Raw genomic sequence first — 18,489 nt, 5'->3', positions numbered from 1 at the left:
TGGTTTCATTTTGTTACCTAATATAACAAAATGAAAACAACTATAGCCTACTGTATTTCAGACTTATTCAAACAATATACGGAACCTTGTCAAACCGTCCGTATAAGTACGCAGGGAAAAAGAGCAGTTCTGTTTCTGCAATACTTCGCGTATAAAGATCAGTCCGATCCCCTGCCCGTTCGGTTTGGTGGAGAAAAAAGGACTGAATAATTTCTTTTCAGTTTCTTTGTCTATTCCTTTACCGGTATCTGCTATTTCCAGGCAGACAGGGTTACGTGAAGTACGTATATAAATCTTGCCGTCGCGCTCGATCGACTCGGCGGCGTTCTTTATAATATTGACAAGCACCTGTTCAAAAAGCGAACTATCCAGCCGCACAACAGGAGACACTTCATCCAGCTCCATAATGATTTGAATGTTGCGGTTCTGGCAAACCGTCTCCATAAACCGCTTGCAGGAAGTCACCACCATATTCAATTCATGGTTACGTATTTGCGGTTCCGGGATGCGCACCACATCGGCAAAGTTTGTAATGAAATGACTCATGCTGTAACAGCGTTCGATGGAAACACGCAACACGTCGCATATATCTTCCGTATTTTCCATCTCGCTGAAAGTGGATTCCAACGTATCCAATGTAGATGTAATACCGGCAGTTGTATTATTTACCTCATGGGCAATCATGCGGATCACCTTTTCATAGGCTTTCTTTTCAGCCTTAAAGACTTCCTGCGTCAGTATTTCCACCAGATAGAACGAGTGATGGAATCCCCGGTCGACAAAAGAGGAATGCGTACATTTATATATATTGGCATCGTTCAGGCGAACAGTCTGCGATTCATACAAGGGAATACGCGCCAACTCCACCGCCAACGGGGAATCTATCTCTGTAAAGGATTTTCCGGCGAAATCGACCGACAAAGGTTGTCCGAACATCTTGCGGGCAGCGGGATTCAGCGATATGATCTCGTTATCCAGATTCAGCATAATCACTCCCATAGGAGAAGCATTGATCAGCAAATCCAGGAAATGATTCTGTTCCCGCAGGTGCAAACGTTCGTTTTTCAACTGTTCCATCATCTTATTGAAAATGTCCACGATGCGGTCGGCCTCCTTCTGCCCGACACGGCTCAGGCGGGAACTGAAGTCCTGCTCTTTCAGCAGTTCCATACCATTGCCGATAATATCCAACGGCTTGATGATACGACGGTAAAAAAGGAAAAGGTACAAGATCGTAACCAGGACAACACCTTCCACAATAAAGAACATGAAGGAAGAATAATTATAGAAGACATGGTAAGTGATAACTGCCAGAATAGTCAGCAGCAACCCGGTCAAGATCCAGAACAATCCTTTTATCCTCATTCGAATATCATTTATTTATCGGTAGGTATTCCGTATTTCTCTAACCGGCGGTATAAGGCTGCCCGGCTGATTCCCAATGCGGATGCGACATGCGAGAGATTTCCCTCATGTGTATCCAAAGCCTGAAGGATAGTCCGCCTTTCAATCTCGTCCAGCGTCATACCCTCGAAACTGACGGCTCCGCCTTTTCTCACGGATTGTTTGTTCCCCAGATTCAGGCATTGCCCTTCAAAATCGGACACATCCAACAAGGATTTACCGGATACCAGCATCGTTCTTTCCACAAGGTTCTTCAATTCACGGATATTTCCGGGATACGGAAGACGTTGCAGGAAACTGACGGCATCCGAAGAGAAAGTGACTTTAGGCAAACCGTTGACTTCCGACTGCTTATCGGCAAAATAACGGGCCAACAAAGGAATATCGTCTTTCCGCTCGCGAAGGGCGGGCAGATGGATCGTGATCAAATTGATACGGTAGAACAGGTCTTCACGGAACGTACGTGCGGCAACCATTTCCGGAAGGTTGCAGTTGGTAGCACTCACCACCCGGATATCCACTTTCCGGGGACGGCTGTCGCCCAGCACTTCAAATGTTTGGTCCTGCAATACACGCAATAGTTTTACCTGGCAGGATAACTCCAGGTCACCTATCTCATCCAGGAAGATAGTTCCTTTGTTTGCCATTTCAAAACGTCCGGTACGGTCTATATAAGCATCCGTAAACGCACCTTTCTTATGACCGAACATCTCGCTCTCAAAAAGGCTCTGAGACAATCCTCCCAGGTTGACCTTGACGAAAGCCTCTTTCATACGGGGACTATTGGCGTGGATCGCTTCCGCAATCAGTTCCTTGCCTGTCCCGCTTTCACCGGTAATCAGCACCGAAGCATTGGTCGGTGCTATGCGGGAAACGGTTCCCAACACATCCATCAGCGCATCACTCTGTCCGACAATCTTCTCGAAATGGAATTTACTGTCCGCATCGTTCCGGTTCAACGGCGATTTCTGCATCTTCTTCTGCTCATTCAGTTCCAGAGCCGTACGGATCGACTTCAGCAACACCAGGTTGTTCCAGGGCTTGGTCACAAAATCGAAAGCGCCGGCCTGCATACCCTGCACAGCCAGCGAAATGGAGCCCCAGGCGGTCATTAAGATCACTGGGACATCCGGCTGAAATATCTTTACTTGTTTTAATAGCTGTATCCCTTCTTCTCCCGTCGTAGTCAAGGTAAAGTTCATATCCATCAGAATCAGTTGGGGCGCTTCCCGGCGCACAATAACCAACGCTTCTTCAGGCCCCGGAACAGCTTCCGGTTCAAAGCCTGCCCGCTTCAACAAAAAAGTAAGCGAAGAACGGACAGCTGCGTCATCATCAATAATTAATATCATATAGGTTTCTTTAATTGGGTTTGTAAAGATACGAATAAGTTACCTACTTTCTGACAATTTCCTCAAAATCGGCATCCAGATTACGGTCGTTCAGAAAATCGTAAAGCGTCACGCTGCGGACATTATAGAAATAACTCCAGAAACCGTATAATTCCTGTATGTGCTTCTGTTTGGCATCATCTTTCGATTGCTGGGCATCATTCAGGTCGAGAATATTGATCTTGCCGATCATAAATGTTTCGATAGATGTCTGGTAGCGTTTCTGGGCGATCTCATCGGCTTCTTCCGCAATTTCCAACTGGGCAGCCTGGTTGTTGAAGTTCTCCACCAGCAAGAAGATATTCTGGTTGAATGTCATCTGGTCCTGACGGTTTTTGGAGAGAACCACTTCGCGGTTGGATTCGGCAACCTTAACCTTTCCCTTCCGTTTTCCCCAGTCCAGCAAAGGGATGCTGAAACCGACTTCCACCACCTGGTTATCTTTCAGCGGATTGTAAGCGCCACTGAAATCACGGTCTTTCCCTGTATATCCCACGGAAGCAAACAGGTTGATATCGCGGCGTTTCCCTTTGGCCGTCGCTACTGCATAATCGGCTTCGAGTTGTTCGCGTAGTATGCGTTTGGCAAACGAGTTGTTTTCCTGGGCTTTCTCCAATACTTCTTGATAGACCAGCCGCATGTCGGGGACAGATTCGGGGATGACCGGTTCTATCACATCTTCCTCGCTCAATCCCAAGAAAGAACGCAGCTGGAACATTTTGGCGTTCAGGTTCGACTGCGCTTCCGTCAACTTACCTTTCGCCTGTAAAGCAGATAATTTCAATTGCATCAGTTCACTTTCAGAGATATGACCGATCTTGCGTTTCGCGATAGCGATATCATACAGTTTATTTGCGTTATCCAGATTCTGCACAGACGTTGCCAGGTTTTCTTTCGCCAACAGAAGATTGAAGAAGTAAGCGATTGTCGAGATGGTTACCCCCTCTACGCTTTCAATATAAGCGGCTTTTGCTTCCTGGTAACGAACAGGTTCGATCCGGCGGTTCCATTTCTGGTCGTTCACGCCGAAGATAGGTTGCGTCAGGGTCAGACCGACCGGGACACTCATATATTCATTGAAGGCACCATGCCCCAACTGGCGGGAGAAATTAAGAGAAGAGTTCAATGAGATCTTACCGCCTGTCAGAGCGATATTCTGGTCGATAGAGATCGCTCCGTCCATCGACAGGTTATTGTCCTGCACAAAAGCATAGGTTCCGTCCGATTGTTGGTAACGTGAATATTGCTTGCTGTAACTGGGGAGCGTTCCTTTAAAATTAACCTCCGGCAATTGGTCGGCGACATGGGTACGGTATTCCCAGTAAGACGTCTTTAATTCGTTCAGAGCCACAGCCGCATCGACAGACTGGTGTTGTGCCAGCGTAATGGCATCTTTCAAAGTCAGACGGACTACATTATCTTGTTCTTCGGCCTGTAAACCAAAGCATGTCAGCAATAAATAAGTAATGGCTATATAGATCTTTTTCATCGTAATATATGTTTTGCCATGCTACAGGCAAAAGGTATGCCAAAAACATATATCATTGATTTTCTGAGTATAACACAAAAGAATAGTGTCCGATAATGAACAGTATGTCCGATAATGGAGTTATGAAGGGAAAATGGACAGAGTTCGTTAAGAACTTTGTTATTAATGGAGACAAAGATAATAAATACAGAGGATAAGCAATCAAACATGCGATAAAATTCATCTTTTCTCTTCTTTTTCTCCTCTTCCACCAAGGATAATGCGATAAAGCCGGGTTCTGTAAAAGTACCACAAGGGAATTGGCAGGGGAGGAAACAAGGAGAAATCTTGCCGGAAATAAGCAGTTTTTAATCAAGTGGCTTGGCTGTTACAGGTTTATTTGCAACAATTAAATCTTTCTGTTTATGGATAACTCCATTATTTCTATAGCGCCCCCCTAATTTCCTGAGTTCTTAACGAACTCCATTAAATAAGAGAAAATGGCCTACTACAAATTATCGAATACGCTGTATTTCCGGTAATACGGTAGTTAATCCACTGATTGAGGGCGAAGAACAGAAAGTGAACAATTTATATTAACTAATATCAGAGAACAAAAAGAAGTAAACCATACTCCTGAAAACGGAGTATTTATACCGATTTAAAGGATATTATGCTGAAAAGTTATACCCTGCTTCTACCGCAGAACTACGTCTCCGGCCAAGTATCCCGAACACTTGTTCTAAAAACGATTTAAACCTGTAGTATATGAATAAAAGTAAATTGATCGGACAAATAGCCGCAGACACCGGCATGACGAGAGCAGCGATAAAGGCGGTACTCAACTCCTTCATTGACAATACCACCGAAGCCCTGCAAGAGGGAGATACGGTCGTATTCCAGGGATTCGGCACCTTCCTGCCCTGGGAGCAGACCGAACGCCCCGCCCGGAATCCACAGACCGGAGAGCCGGTGATGATCAAGCCGCGTACCTCCGTCAAGTTCCGCGCCGGCTCAGACCTGATAAAGGCGCTGAACAAATAATTTTGCACATTCCGGTAGTTACAGCGTTCCGGGACTGAATTTCCATAAACTGGAAGAAGCCGGTCCCGTCCCCTGCGAACAGAATATCTCCGACCGTCTGGTGTTAGACGATATACGTCATAATGCAGTGATCGTAGCCTGGTCTGCCTATAATGCTGCAATGAGGGATGAGAGAATGCCAAGAAAATAAAAGAGAAACATTTTTCAGTTGACAAAAAAAGACATTATCCGTTTATTCCTGATGTTACATTAATTTAACGGGGCCCAGCATACCTGTCGGTGCCCATTTCTGATGATGGGTCCATGCCTGCCCTATTTTGTTTTCAGGCGTACCCTTCAGATAATTACCGACAGTTGTCGTGATCTTTATCTGCAATGATTTGACCGGTGCCTTAGCTAAATGTTCCGGCAGTTGATACACACGGTTTCCATACCATTTGCATCCCAGTTTTTCCCCATTCAGGGTTACTTCCGAAACGCCATATACTTTCCCTAAATCCAGGTAATTGAATCCGGCTGCATTATCGACCGTCTTTTCATAATACAGGTCGCCGGAAAACGATTGTGTTTCCGGGTTTGCAGAGAAATCCACCAACGTATCCAGCTCACGTTTGGCCGACTCGCCATTGACATGCGCCATTCTGACCGTCCATCCGTTCAGTTCGAGCGGAGACGAACTCTGAAGCGGCAAAGCCGGAATGGAGATCTTCGCGCCTTTCGTTTCCTCAAAAACAATCAGTTTGGATGCGGCCGGCCCCAGGTCGATCTGTAAAGTGGAACCGGAAGAGACCGGATAAGGTGTCCGTTCGCCTGTTTCCGGATTCCATAACCAAGGTGTTCTGCCATTCGCCTCAAATGTTGCCTGTATCCGTATTTCATCCTCCGGATTACAATTCGTAATAAAATGGTTCTTTACCGACAAAGATCAGTTTACCTCCGGCTTTAACGAATTCAACCAGTGTTTCTGCTGTCGTCGGCATCATCGACTCAACTTCCAGCAGCATCAATGTATTATATTTCCTGTTATTGAAAACAAGATTGCCTTTCTTGAAACTACTTTGCTGAATGATATTCTCACTTATGTAGTCACAACTATTTCCGTTCTGATGAATTGCTTCCCACACATGATATTGATAAGACGGATAATGCAGGCTGGGGAACGGATCACGCTGTGGTCCGTGTATCGTCCACATATCAGCCAGCGGATGCATCACGGCAATATCAGCAAAGAAATCGGATTCCTGAAGGACAGTCGATACCCGGCTTTTATAGGTCGCCCATAAATTGAAATAAGGCCACCAGCTATTCCGTTCGTTCAGAAATGCGCCGTACATGATCCAACCGGGGAACGGCACTTCCAGCGGACTATAATTAAAACCGTGCAGGATCGAATGGGTCACACCGGAAAGGTTACTCTGGTCGCCCGTCATCTTTATTTTCTCCACTGTCAATAAACCGGCATCCTTGCATAAAAGGAATTCCCAACACGAAAAAGATAAAATAATTCAACCCTTACCATTGTGTCATTTTTGTAACATTTAATATCAATAATACAACATACATCCACCCGGTAAATAGTAATTTTATCAACTATTTATAAGAAAGAATACTTTTGATAAAACACTTATTCATATTTTATAGAAACATGAAAACGACCTTAAAAACACTTATATTAAACTGTTTACTTGCCAGTTGTTTTATAACAGTCTACGGACAAGATTTTTATGCCAGCCAGCGGGCATCCTGGTTACAAAAAGCAAAAGAAAGCATTCCTCAACTGACCGTTACAGAAAAAAAGCCGGTCGGTTTAGTACATATAATAAAAGATGAAAATGCTTTCCAGCAATACAAAGCAGAGCAAACAGCACCTATAAATACACTCTACGATAACTCTTTTAAGGAGACAAAAGCCGTCATTGTCGATTTCGGAGAGCACATAACAGGTAGTTTCAGTTTCAGCACGGAGTTACTAAAAGCCGAGGCAGACGCACCGGCACGCTTCAAACTGACATTCGGAGAAGTTCCTTCTGAACTGGTAACACCTTTCGATCCTTATCAGGGAGGACTCAGCCGTGCGTGGTTACAAGATGAAATAGTCACCATGATGACAATGCCGTCAACGATCACCATTCCACGCCGTGTATCCTTCAGATATGTAAAAATAGAACTTATCGCGACTCCTCCCGGATATGACTTCTGTATTTCCGGAATGAAATGCGACGCTGTTACTTCTGCCGTCAATACGCCCGGAGAATTATCGGCTGCCACGCCACAGATATTTAAAGACATAGACCGGGTTAGTTTAAATACCCTGAAAGAATGTATGCAAACCGTTTACGAAGACGGTCCCAAAAGGGATCAGCGTCTGTGGTTGGGCGACTTATATCTGGAAGCATTGGCTAACAACTATTCCTTCAAACAATACAATCTGACCAAACGCTGCCTCTACCTGCTGGCCGGACTAAGCGAGCATAACGGAAAACTAAACGCAACTGTTTTTGAAACCCGGGAGCCCAAGCCCCAGGCAAAACAACATTTATATGATTATTCTTTCCTGTTTGGCGTTACCCTCAAAGACTATTTGCAGGAAACGGGAGACAGAGAGACGGCTGAGGACCTTTGGCCCGTTGTAAAAAAACAATTGGAATCAGCTTACCAATACCTGCAGGATGACGGAACAATGGATTACGAACGGGCATCCCGTGAATGGTGGATATTCTTCGACTGGAAAGACGGATTACATAGAGAAGTAGCTTTTCATGGCGTTACTGTTTTTGCTTTCAAAGAGACCTATGAACTGGCAAAATTACTGAACAAAGAAAATGAGGTCGCCCAACTTCCGGGACTCATCAAAAAGATGAAAAAAGCTGCCCGAAAGCATTTCTACAATCCAAAAACGGGTTTATTCACAGGCAAATTGAATGATCAGGTTTCTTATGCTTCCCAGATATGGATGATACTGGGAGAAATACCTACACAAAAAGAAGCCCAACGATCTTTAAAAGCCTTGAAAACAACAGAGAATGTCTGCACTCCGGGAGCCCCTTACCTGTTCCATTATTACATTGAAGCCCTGATCAAAAGCGGAATGCCGCAAGAAGCCCGAAATGAAGTAGCAGAATACTGGGGAGGAATGATCCACAAAGGTGCTGATACATTCTGGGAAGTTTATGATCCTAAAAATGAGTTTTTATCTCCATACAACTTTTTCCCGGTCAATAGCTATTGCCATGCCTGGAGTTGTACACCGACGTATTTCATCCGGAAATATCCGGAAATATTTCAGGAATAAGTTCAAATACACGTTGAAAAAGTTCATCTAGATTTATTCCGGCATATAAAAGCCTCATACAATCAGGCTACTAAATATCAACACCTTACAACAACACAAATCATTCACTGACCGAATATTGAAAGCTTTTGACCGATAGATGAAACTCTTTCAGGGCAGAATTATATTTCTTTGCCAATGAAAAATCTATATATCATGAAGAACGTGTTTTTAATATCAGTTTTATTATCTGCATTCCTGGGAGCTTGTACACCGGCAATGCAAAAAAGTGAACTATTCATGGAATTGCCGGATGATTGTCCGACACCCGACGGAATGGCAATTGCCCCAAATGGCGACCTGATCCTAGCTTGTCCGAACTTTGCCGATTTGTCGAAACCAGCCTGCCTGATGCGGATTACTAAAGACGGGAAAATCAGCAAATGGATGAATGTACCCATATTAGAAGAAACAGGTTGGGCTGCTCCCATGGGAATCACCTTCGATGATGAAGGAAACTTATTTATTTGTGACAACCAGGGATGGAGCGGAGCTGAAAAGGCCAGGAACAAAGGCCGAATCTTATGCTTAAAATTAGATGGCTACGAACTGAAAGAAGTTATCGAAGTAGCCACCGGTATGGAACACCCCAACGGCATCCGCTTCAGAAATGGGAAATTATATGTAACACAAAGCTCCCTCTCCTCCATCCAGGATCCGTCCGGACTACTGGTAAGCGGAGTCTATTGCTTCGACAAGAACGATAAGAATATAAAAGTAACCAATACAAAAGCAGATAAGAACCTGCTCACAACCGTCATTACGAAAAACAAAGCAGTTCAGTACGGACTGGACGGAATCGTATTCGATAAAAAAGACAATTTATATGTAGGAAATTTTGGAGACGGCACCATTCACCGAATAACCATGGATCCCAAAGGCAACGTTATCGGAAATGAGATATGGGCACAAGACCCGTCACAACTACGCACCACCGACGGAATGTGCATGGATGACGACGGAAATATCTGGGTAGCCGACTTTTCTGAAAATGCAGTGGCCCGTATAGACAAGAACGGCCGCATTCAGCGTATCGCCCAAAGTCCGGATTGCGACGGTAGCGACGGTGGTCTGGACCAGCCGGGAGAACCGATCGTCTGGAACGGCCAGGTGATTGTATCCTGCTTCGACATCGTGACAGGTCCCGACAAAGTAAATACCAAACACGACAAGCCTTTTACACTAGCTAAATTACAATTGAACTAACAGATCATAAACCTAAATATCATGAAACACTACTTATCTACATTTGCCGGTTCGGCAATATGCGGAGGATTTGCTTTCGGCATCTGGCCGGAACTTTGGAAAACATACGGTTTAATGGGAGGATGGCTGGCTGCTACCCTTATTATCGGGATCATGTGGTACATGAACCATTATAACGGAGCCATATTAAATCCGGAAGGAAAAATATGGCTGGACCAGGGATGGTGTATCGGCTCTGCCGGCATAGCCTGGGGAATCGTCCGTTTCCAGGGTGATTTCACTCAGTTTTTCCTGGCTGCCCCCACTTTGCTTTGTTGTCTGATCGGAGGTGCTTTAGCCGGAATAACCATCTGGATAATGCGTTCATGCGGTAATCGCCTGTCAAAAGAGGAGGATGCAGTATGAGCGAATGGTTACAAACTTACAATGAATTGTTCGGCATGTACAATGCCGGTATCATAACCAGTATATTCGGTTCTTTCGCCGTCACTTTTACAGTTATATTCTGCTGGCCCAAACTGGTGAAAGATTTTGGAGCAAAAGGAGGATTTATTGCGGCCGCCTTAATTATAGGAACATTCTGGCTGGTGAATCACAAATTGCCCGGTTTCGGTTTCTCCACCGGTTTAGCTACCGATGTAAACGGATTACCCATGCAATTCAGCCTCATCCATCAGGGAGCCCGCGGAAGTGCTCCCTGGGTGGATATGGGCTGGGCCATCGCTATGGGATTTGTCGTATGTGATACACTCTGTGCTCCCAGAGGGACACGTTTGGGATTATTGAAAGAGGCATTTCCACGTTGGGCCGTCATTATTGCCGGGGGGATAGCAGGAGGCATCCTGGTCGGACTGACCGGATATACGAATGCTGCATTATAAATAAAATTCAAAGACCATGGCAAAATACGTCATTGCACACGATTTAGGAACAAGTGGCAACAAAGCCACTTTATTCAATGAAGAAGGCATGCTGGTTGCATCCCGTGTCGCCTCCTACCAGACTGTTTATGCCGCCGGTAACCGCGCGGAACAGGATCCGTCCGACTGGTGGAAAGCCATAACAGAAACAACAAATGCATTACTTCAACTCGTATCACCCGAAGAGATCGCCGGAGTTGCCCTGAGCGGCCAGATGATGGGATGCTTATGTATCGATAAAAAAGGGAATCCGCTTTCTCCACACCTGCTGTACTGCGACCAGCGTTCACAGGAGGAAGAAGCTTTCCTGTATGAAAAAATGGACCCGCTTCATTTCTATGAAATAACAGGACACCGTATCAGTGCTTCCTATTCAATAGAAAAATTAATGTGGATACGAAAACATATGCCGGAAGTTTTTGCAAAAACGTACAAAATGCTTAATGCAAAAGACTACATCAATTTCCGCCTTTGCGGTACGATCGCCACCGACCCGTCAGATGCTTCCGGAACAAACGCCTACGACCTGAACAGATGGTCATGGAGCGAAGAGATCATAGAAGCAGCAGGACTGGATATCTCCCTCTTCCCGGAAGTCCGTTCTTCTATTGATGTTATAGGAGAAGTAACGGAGGAAGCAGCCAAAGCCACCGGACTCCGTAAAGGTACACCGGTTATCTGCGGAGGAGGCGACGGCAGTTGTGCCGGAGTCGGCGTAGGTTGTGTAGCCCCGGGAACATCCTACAATTATCTGGGCTCCTCCTCATGGGTTGCCCTGACAGTAGAAAAGCCGGTTGTAGACGAACAACGCCGTACCATGAACTGGGCGCATGTCGTACCGGGCATGCTGCATCCGTCGGGAACTATGCAGACGGCAGGCGCTTCCTATAACTGGATGGTGCAGCAACTCTGCCTGTTTGAACAGGAAGAAGCCAGAATCAGGAAAGGGAATGTGTACGAACTGATTGACGAACAGATACGGAAATCTCCGGTAGGCTCCAACAAACTATTGTTCCTGCCTTACCTGATGGGCGAACGTTCTCCCCGCTGGAACGTAAATGCCAAAGGCGCTTTTATCGGACTGACGGTAGGACACACGCATGGCGATATGCTTCGTTCCGTCATGGAAGGCATCACCCTGAACCTGGGACTTATCGTCAATATATTCCGCAACCACGTCCCCGTAGAAAATATGACGGTAATAGGAGGCTGTGCTAAAAATCCGATCTGGCAGCAGATGATGGCCGATATTTATCAGACTGAAATAAAAATCCCGAACTATCTGGAAGAAGCGACCTCCATGGGCGCCGCCATCCTGGCAGGAATCGGAGCCGGCTTATTCAAAGATTTCAGTGTAACCGACCGGTTTATCCATATCGACAAAAAGATCAGCCCTATCCCCGCCAATGTAGAGAAATACAAAGAATTAATAGCTGTTTTCGACCGGACGTACGAGCATTTGAAAGATGTTTATACAGACCTGTCGGATTTAAATCTATAAGAATGAATATGAAAGGAAAAATGAAAAGCGTAATCGCAACAGCTCCCGGCGTAGTAGAAATCCGGGAAATAGATATGCCTGTTATCACTCCGTACCAGGCCCTCGTAAAAACAGAAATGGTCGCTTTGTGCAATGCCACCGACAGCAAACTGATAGCCGGACATTTTCCGGGGGCAGATCAGTTCCCGATGGCTTTAGGCCATGAAAATGTCGGCATTGTAATAGAAGTCGGAAGTAAAGTTCGAAATTTCAAGGTAGGCGACAGGGTAATCGGCGGATTGAATGCCTCCTTTACGACACCGGGGCTGAACAGTGCCTGGGGCGGTTTCTGTGAATATGTCGTAGTAAACGATTTCGAAGTTTTGCAGGAAGAAGGCCTTGCCACTCAGGAACAAGGCTGCTGGGACAGCTTCGAAATACAGAATGCAATACCGGCCGATATACAGCCGGAAGAAGCAGTCATTGCCTGTACCTGGCGTGAAATAGTGGGTGCATTCAAAGACTTCCGCCTGGAACCGGGAAAGAAAGTGATGGTATTCGGTGCCGGTCCTGTCGGATTGAGTTTTGTGAAACTCGGCAAACTATTCGGTCTCGGACAAGTGGATATTGTCGACATGCTACCTGCCAAACTGGAACTAGCCAGACAAATGGGTGCTGATAATGGCTATACGCCGGCTGAGATTGCGACACCCGAATTTATCGCTGCCGCAAATCGTTCATACGATACGGTCATCGACGCTGTCGGCCTGCCTTCCATCGTTCATTCGGCCCTACCCCTTATAAAAATGGCCGGAGATATTTGTGTATATGGCGTAATGACAAAGAATCCGACGATCGACCTGGACCAGGCTCCTTACAATTTCAACCTGTTCATCCACCGCTGGCCGACCCGTTCGGAAGAGAAACGGGCAATGATAGCGCTGACCGAATGGATACGCGAAGGCCGGCTGTCCGCATCCGACTTCATCTCCCACCGCTTTAAAATAGAACAAATCAACGAGGCCCTGGAAGCCGTAAAACGTAACGAAGTTATAAAAACAGTTTTAACATTCTAAACATCATTTATCATGAACGAAATAATAGCGAACTTATCAGTAAAACAATTGGCAGGAATGATCGACCATACTTTCCTGAAACCTTTCGGCACAGCAGAAAACATTGAGAAACTATGTGCCGAAGCACGCAAATACGAATTCGCCATGGTTGCCATCAATCCGGCGGAAGTAGAAACCTGCGTCAAACTGCTGGAAGGTTCGCCCGTCCGTGTCGGTGCAGCCATCGGCTTTCCGTTAGGACAGACCACGACCGAATGCAAGGCTTTCGAAACACGCGACGCCATCGCTAAAGGCGCGACGGAAATAGATACAGTAATAAATGTACGCGCGTTACAAAAAGGCCGCCTGGATATTGTAAAGAAAGAAATCGAAGAGATGGTTGCTATCTGTAGACCGGCAGGCGTTATCTGCAAAGTGATTCTGGAAACCTGCTATCTGTCGGATGCCGAAAAGGAAACAGTCTGCCGGATAGCCAAAGAGGCTGGAGTTGACTTTGTTAAGACCTCGACTGGTTTTGGAACAGCCGGTGCGACTGTAGAAGATGTAGCCCTGATGCGCCGTGTTGTTGGTCCGGAAATCGGAGTAAAAGCGGCTGGCGGTATCCGCGACCTCGATACTGCTTTAGCCATGATCAAGGCAGGAGCAACCCGCATCGGCACATCCAGTGGAGTTACTATTGTGGAGGCTTATAAAAGTGCTATTAAGTAAAAATCCCCACTAGTATGGGGATAATTCCCCATTGCAAAGGGGATTATTCCCCACACTAGTGGGACTTTTTCCCCACAAAGAAAAAATAAGTGGGGAAAAATGACTTCCGTTTGCCAATTCCGGCAAACCAATAATAACAAAGAAGGGAGTAATATATATGAATAACTTACACAAAATAGGATTAGGACTTATGCTCCTCATTCTGGCAGCTTGCCAGAACAAGGAAAAAGTATATAAGGACCACTATCCCGCCGACAAACAGGAATTTATAACAGACATACAAGACCGGTTTAATAAAATAAAGGCAACCGAAGGTCTTGTTTCAAAAGACAGTACTGCCACCCTGATCCGGGAGGCACATCTGCATTTCTATCACCACTATCCGGTTTACTACGACTGGTGGCTACAGGATGGAAGCGATGTAAAATGGTTTGACATAACATTGCCCGAACAAATTTCAGAGCGTTTGCAAAAATTACAGCAGGAAACCAAAGTAACCAACACGCCGGAAAGCATAACACAGGCTTTATCCGCCTATCTGGATGCCTGTAAAGCAAGAAGGGAACAGCGGCTGGCATCCTTTATAAAAAACACTCCCGAAGTCGTGTTTACCAAATTCCGCACACTTCGCCCTTCCTTTTTCGCTTATACGGAAGGTCTGTCGGATGCCCGCGCAGAATGCAACTTCTTTGCTGGTGGCGAGCTGGCTTATTTCAAAATGGACGGGATCTGGGCAAAGGAAGAAACTTTATTAAAAGATACAGCCGGTGTCTTCCGGGATCCGGATGTTCATTTCGACGGTAAACATATTCTCTTTGCCTGGAAGAAATCACAAAAGGAGGATGATTTTCATCTCTATGAAATGGAGATGCCGTCGCGGAAACTGAAACAAATCACTTCAGGTCTGGGATTTGCCGACATAGAGCCGATCTATCTGCCCGACGAAAACATTCTGTTCAATTCGACCCGCAACGGAAGTGCAGTGGATTGCTGGACTGTCGAAGTCAGCAACCTCTATCTCTGCGACCGTGAAGGACGTTATATGCGCCAGGTTGGTTTCGACCAGGTACATACATCAAACCCGACACTGCTCGATGACGGACGGGTTGTCTATACCCGCTGGGAATACAATGACCGTGGCCAGGTATTCATGCAACCGCTTTGCCAGATGAATCCGGACGGTACCGGACAAGCGGAATACTATGGCGGGAACAGTTTTTTCCCAACCACACTCACCCACACCCGGCAAATCCCCGGAACCCGGAAAGTGATGGCGACAATCCTGGGACATCACACTCCCCAGCATGGCAAACTATGTATCATCGACCCGGAAGCCGGACGTGACGAGAATGAAGGCGTCATGCTGGTTGCCCCGCTCCGGAAACCGGAAGCCGTAAAAATCGACGCCTACGGGCAGTTCGCCGACCAGTTCCAGCATCCTTACCCATTGAATGAAAAGGAGTTTTTAATATCCTATACCCCATTAGGTTACCATGTAGGTCATCCGATGGAATTCGGTATTTACTGGATGACACCGTCCGGTGAACGGGAACTGCTGGTTTCAGACGCCAGCATATCTTGCAACCAACCGGTCTTGTTGTCCGAACGTGAACGTCCTTTCCAGCGCGTAGACAATGTGGATTACACAAAAGAGGAAGGTGTCTACTATATGCAAAATATCTATGAAGGCAACGGCTTGAAAGGTGTTCAGCCCGGAACGATCAAAAAACTGAGAATTGTAGAACCCATCTACCGGGTAGCCAGTATCGGTGCTGCTTTCGGTTTTGATGCGGGTGGTGCCGGACATGCTTTCTCTCCGGTAGGTGTCGGCAACGCCAGCTGGGATGTAAAACGGATATTGGGAACTGTCGATGTTAATCCCGACGGTTCGGCTTTCTTTAAAGTTCCTTGCCGTACTCCGCTTTATTTTCAGGCATTAGACGAAAACAACCGGGTTGTGCAAACCATGCGCAGCTGGTCGACACTGCAACCGGGAGAAACGCAGAGTTGCGTGGGCTGTCATGAACATAAAAACACCGTTCCGATAGCCTCGCATCCGGTATCTATGGCGATGAACACCGGTATCCAAAAGATCGAGCCGGAAGGTATCGGCGACCGTTGTTTCAGTTATATCAAAGAAGTGCAGCCCATCTGGGACGCTCATTGCATTTCCTGCCACGACGGGGTAAAAAGCAAGCTAAGCCTGAAAGGCGAATTAAAAGTAGTAGACCAGCAGACGAAGCGTAAATTCTCAGACTCTTACCTGAACCTGACTCATGCCCGTCAAATGACCAGAGATAACGACTCCTGGCAGGGAGACGCCCATCATCCGGAAGTGAACTGGATCAGCAATTTATCCGAGCCGACTTTACTTGCCCCTTATTTTGCAGGTTCCAATACAAGTAATCTGATCAAGCGACTTGAAAACGGGCATGGCGGCTGCAAACTGAGCAAGGAGGAAATAGAAACGATCGCTTTATGGATCGACCTGTGTGTACCGTTCATCGGCGATTACCGGGAAGCGAATAACTGGACACAGGAAGAAAAAGAGTATTATACTTATTATGAGAAGAAACGGGAGACATCCCGTGCTGCGGAAAAAGAAAATATCCGCCAGTATCTTCAATCATTAAAAGCTAAGAAGTAATGATCATGAAAATAAACTGGACCTACATAGCCTGTCTCTCCCTGACCATCCTGACCGGATGCAGCGGAGATGATATTTTTGCTCCGGACCATATATGGAGTGCCGGAAAGCAAGGCGGACTCCTGGTGACAAACCGGGATAAAAAAGAAATATACCTCATCGACGCCAATTTCAATAAAACCGGGACAAAAGCGGTACTGCCCGCCCCAGCAAACGATCTGGCGGAAACACCTGACCAGCATATCTGGGTAGTGTGTGACGGTGTAGACGGCTCTCTGTGCGAATTGAACGGAAAAGATTTGTCCGTCATATCGGATACCCGATTGGGACATACGCCCTCCGCCCTGTTATTCAATAAACAAACCGCATCCTTGTGGACTACGCAACGTTTCAATAATGAACTTTGGGAAGTCTCTCCGAAAACAAAAGAAGTACTGAACCGAATTCCCGTTGGACGTGAACCGGTAGACCTCGTCTCATTTGCAAACGACAGCATGCTGCTGGTAGCCAATAACCTGCCGGAAATGTCGTCGCTTGCTTATCCGGTTGCCTGTCAGTTGGATATTGTGGATGTGAACCACAAAAAGGTAGTGAAACGATTACAACTCCCGAACGGTTCGACTGATGTAAAAACCCTGGCTACAGACAGTAAAGGCGACTATGCATATGCCGTCCATTTGCTGGCACGCTACCAACTCCCGACCAATCAGGTGGACCGGGGATGGATGAGTACCAACGTTTTATCTATCATCAACCTGCATTCACAGGAAGTGGAAAACACTGTTCTGCTGGATACTCCCCAGAAAGGAGCCTCAAATCCCTGGAATGTCGTTGTTTCACCGGACGACAGCAAAATATGGGTGGCAATTTCCGGTACCCACGAACTGGCCTGTATAGACAGAGCGATGCTGCATAACCGTCTGGCACAGGTAAAAGAAGGGGGAAAAGCAACTCCCTCGACAAAAGATTATGCACATATCCGGGATGACGCCGGCTTCTTATACGGTATCCGCGATTTTTACAAAACACAGGGGAAAGGTCCCCGGGCCTTACACGTCACTTCGGATAAAGTATATACGGCAAATTACTACACCGGTGAACTTGTAGCCTTCAATCAGAGTGGAAAAGAGATGACTTCTTCTTCATTGGGTACTCCTCTCGCTTCCACTCAAACAGGCAAAGGCGACATGTATTTCCATGACGCATCGATCGGTTTCCAGGGATGGCAGAGTTGCGCCAGTTGTCATCCGAATGATGCCCGGATGGACGGACTGAACTGGGACTTGCTGAATGATGGAATGGGGAATCCTAAGAACACCAAGACGTTAGTCCTCTCCCATCAGACACCGCCCTGTATGGTCACCGGAATCCGTAAAGATGCAGAGACCGCAGTTGTTTCGGGAATCAAATATATTTTATTCTCAGCTTCAACCGAAGAAGTAGCTCCGGCTATCGATGCCTATCTGAAATCGTTATCCCCGGTTCCCAGTCCCCGACTGGTGAACGGCAACCTGTCGGAAGCGGCAAAGAGAGGCAAAGCTCATTTTGAGAAAGATTGTTCTTCCTGCCATTCCGGAACTTACTACACAGATATGAAACAATATAAAGTGAGCTGGACCAACGGACCGGACGAGCATGTCAAAATGGATGTTCCCGCCCTGAACGAAGTATGGAGAACAGCCCCCTATTTATACGACGGACGTGCTTACACAATGCAGGAAATGCTGAAAATACATGCTCCGGCAGAAGTATTATCTGAAAACGAACTGAATGACCTGGCAGAATACGTATTATCTTTATAATCAATAAAAGAT

The 18,489-nt window shown here is 46.3% G+C and carries 15 protein-coding genes; 10 read left to right on the top strand and 5 right to left on the bottom strand.

Features of this window, described 5'->3' with window-relative positions:
* Positions 1–63 precede the first annotated feature (63 nt).
* From DWW91_RS05835 to DWW91_RS05825, 3 genes are read right to left on the bottom strand one after another with little or no spacing between them, the layout of a single operon-like run.
* Positions 64–1,365 carry a PAS domain-containing sensor histidine kinase gene (locus DWW91_RS05835; protein WP_046145119.1) on the bottom strand — a complete coding sequence of 434 codons (1,302 nt, stop codon included), beginning with the start codon at positions 1,363–1,365 and terminating at the stop codon, positions 64–66.
* 11 nt (positions 1,366–1,376) lie between these two features.
* On the bottom strand, positions 1,377–2,756 hold the full coding sequence (locus DWW91_RS05830) for a sigma-54 dependent transcriptional regulator (protein ID WP_046145120.1): 1,380 nt from the start codon (positions 2,754–2,756) through the stop codon (positions 1,377–1,379).
* 43 nt (positions 2,757–2,799) lie between these two features.
* Positions 2,800–4,284, bottom strand: a complete 1,485-nt coding sequence (locus tag DWW91_RS05825; protein ID WP_007657565.1) for a TolC family protein — start codon at positions 4,282–4,284, stop codon at positions 2,800–2,802.
* Positions 4,285–5,031: 747 nt separating this feature from the next.
* On the opposite strand from DWW91_RS05825, the gene DWW91_RS05820 reads away from it, so the two are divergent.
* The gene (locus DWW91_RS05820) at positions 5,032–5,307 is read left to right on the top strand and encodes an HU family DNA-binding protein (protein ID WP_007657564.1); all 276 of its coding nucleotides are present in this window, start codon (positions 5,032–5,034) and stop codon (positions 5,305–5,307) included.
* A gap of 244 nt (positions 5,308–5,551) precedes the next feature.
* On the opposite strand, the gene DWW91_RS05815 is transcribed toward DWW91_RS05820, so the two are convergent.
* Together DWW91_RS05815 and DWW91_RS05810 are read right to left on the bottom strand one after the other, a co-directional pair.
* Positions 5,552–6,229: a hypothetical protein gene (locus DWW91_RS05815; protein WP_122327216.1), complete on the bottom strand. Its 678-nt coding sequence runs from the start codon at positions 6,227–6,229 to the stop codon at positions 5,552–5,554.
* Positions 6,195–6,752 carry a glycosyl hydrolase gene (locus DWW91_RS05810; protein WP_233584425.1) on the bottom strand — a complete coding sequence of 186 codons (558 nt, stop codon included), beginning with the start codon at positions 6,750–6,752 and terminating at the stop codon, positions 6,195–6,197. Before DWW91_RS05810 ends, DWW91_RS05815 begins: the two co-directional genes overlap by 35 nt.
* 200 nt (positions 6,753–6,952) lie before the next feature.
* Between DWW91_RS05810 and DWW91_RS05805 the strand changes: the two genes are divergently transcribed.
* From DWW91_RS05805 to DWW91_RS05765, 9 genes are all read left to right on the top strand, one after another.
* Positions 6,953–8,599, top strand: a complete 1,647-nt coding sequence (locus DWW91_RS05805; RefSeq protein ID WP_122327215.1) for a family 78 glycoside hydrolase catalytic domain — start codon at positions 6,953–6,955, stop codon at positions 8,597–8,599.
* 195 nt (positions 8,600–8,794) lie between these two features.
* The gene (locus DWW91_RS05800) at positions 8,795–9,844 is read left to right on the top strand and encodes an SMP-30/gluconolactonase/LRE family protein (RefSeq protein ID WP_010802359.1); all 1,050 of its coding nucleotides are present in this window, start codon (positions 8,795–8,797) and stop codon (positions 9,842–9,844) included.
* A 21-nt stretch (positions 9,845–9,865) separates the two neighbouring features.
* On the top strand, positions 9,866–10,249 hold the full coding sequence (locus DWW91_RS05795; RefSeq protein ID WP_046145124.1) for a hypothetical protein: 384 nt from the start codon (positions 9,866–9,868) through the stop codon (positions 10,247–10,249).
* On the top strand, positions 10,246–10,725 hold the full coding sequence (locus DWW91_RS05790; RefSeq protein WP_007657547.1) for a hypothetical protein: 480 nt from the start codon (positions 10,246–10,248) through the stop codon (positions 10,723–10,725). The genes DWW91_RS05795 and DWW91_RS05790 overlap by 4 nt, the downstream gene beginning before the upstream one ends.
* A 16-nt stretch (positions 10,726–10,741) precedes the next feature.
* Positions 10,742–12,265, top strand: coding sequence for a xylulokinase (xylB, locus tag DWW91_RS05785; RefSeq protein ID WP_010802357.1), 1,524 nt, complete (start codon positions 10,742–10,744; stop codon positions 12,263–12,265).
* Between the two features lie 20 nt (positions 12,266–12,285).
* Positions 12,286–13,320 carry a zinc-binding dehydrogenase gene (locus DWW91_RS05780; protein WP_086004296.1) on the top strand — a complete coding sequence of 345 codons (1,035 nt, stop codon included), beginning with the start codon at positions 12,286–12,288 and terminating at the stop codon, positions 13,318–13,320.
* A 12-nt stretch (positions 13,321–13,332) separates the two neighbouring features.
* Complete coding sequence (deoC, locus tag DWW91_RS05775) at positions 13,333–14,028, top strand: deoxyribose-phosphate aldolase (RefSeq protein ID WP_007657539.1); 696 nt, start codon at positions 13,333–13,335, stop codon at positions 14,026–14,028.
* A 157-nt stretch (positions 14,029–14,185) separates the two neighbouring features.
* Positions 14,186–16,675 (top strand): hypothetical protein, encoded by a 2,490-nt coding sequence (locus DWW91_RS05770; RefSeq protein ID WP_122327214.1) that lies wholly within the window; start codon positions 14,186–14,188, stop codon positions 16,673–16,675.
* Positions 16,675–18,477, top strand: coding sequence for a c-type cytochrome (locus tag DWW91_RS05765; protein ID WP_046145126.1), 1,803 nt, complete (start codon positions 16,675–16,677; stop codon positions 18,475–18,477). Before DWW91_RS05770 ends, DWW91_RS05765 begins: the two co-directional genes overlap by 1 nt.
* The last annotated feature ends 12 nt before the right edge of the window (positions 18,478–18,489 follow it).

This window comes from Parabacteroides sp. AF17-3, assembly GCF_003635445.1.
In the GTDB taxonomy this organism is placed as follows: Bacteria; Bacteroidota; Bacteroidia; order Bacteroidales; family Tannerellaceae; genus Parabacteroides; species Parabacteroides goldsteinii.
Note: the sequence above shows the minus strand (reverse complement) of the source record. Positions and strands in the feature narration are given on the sequence as shown.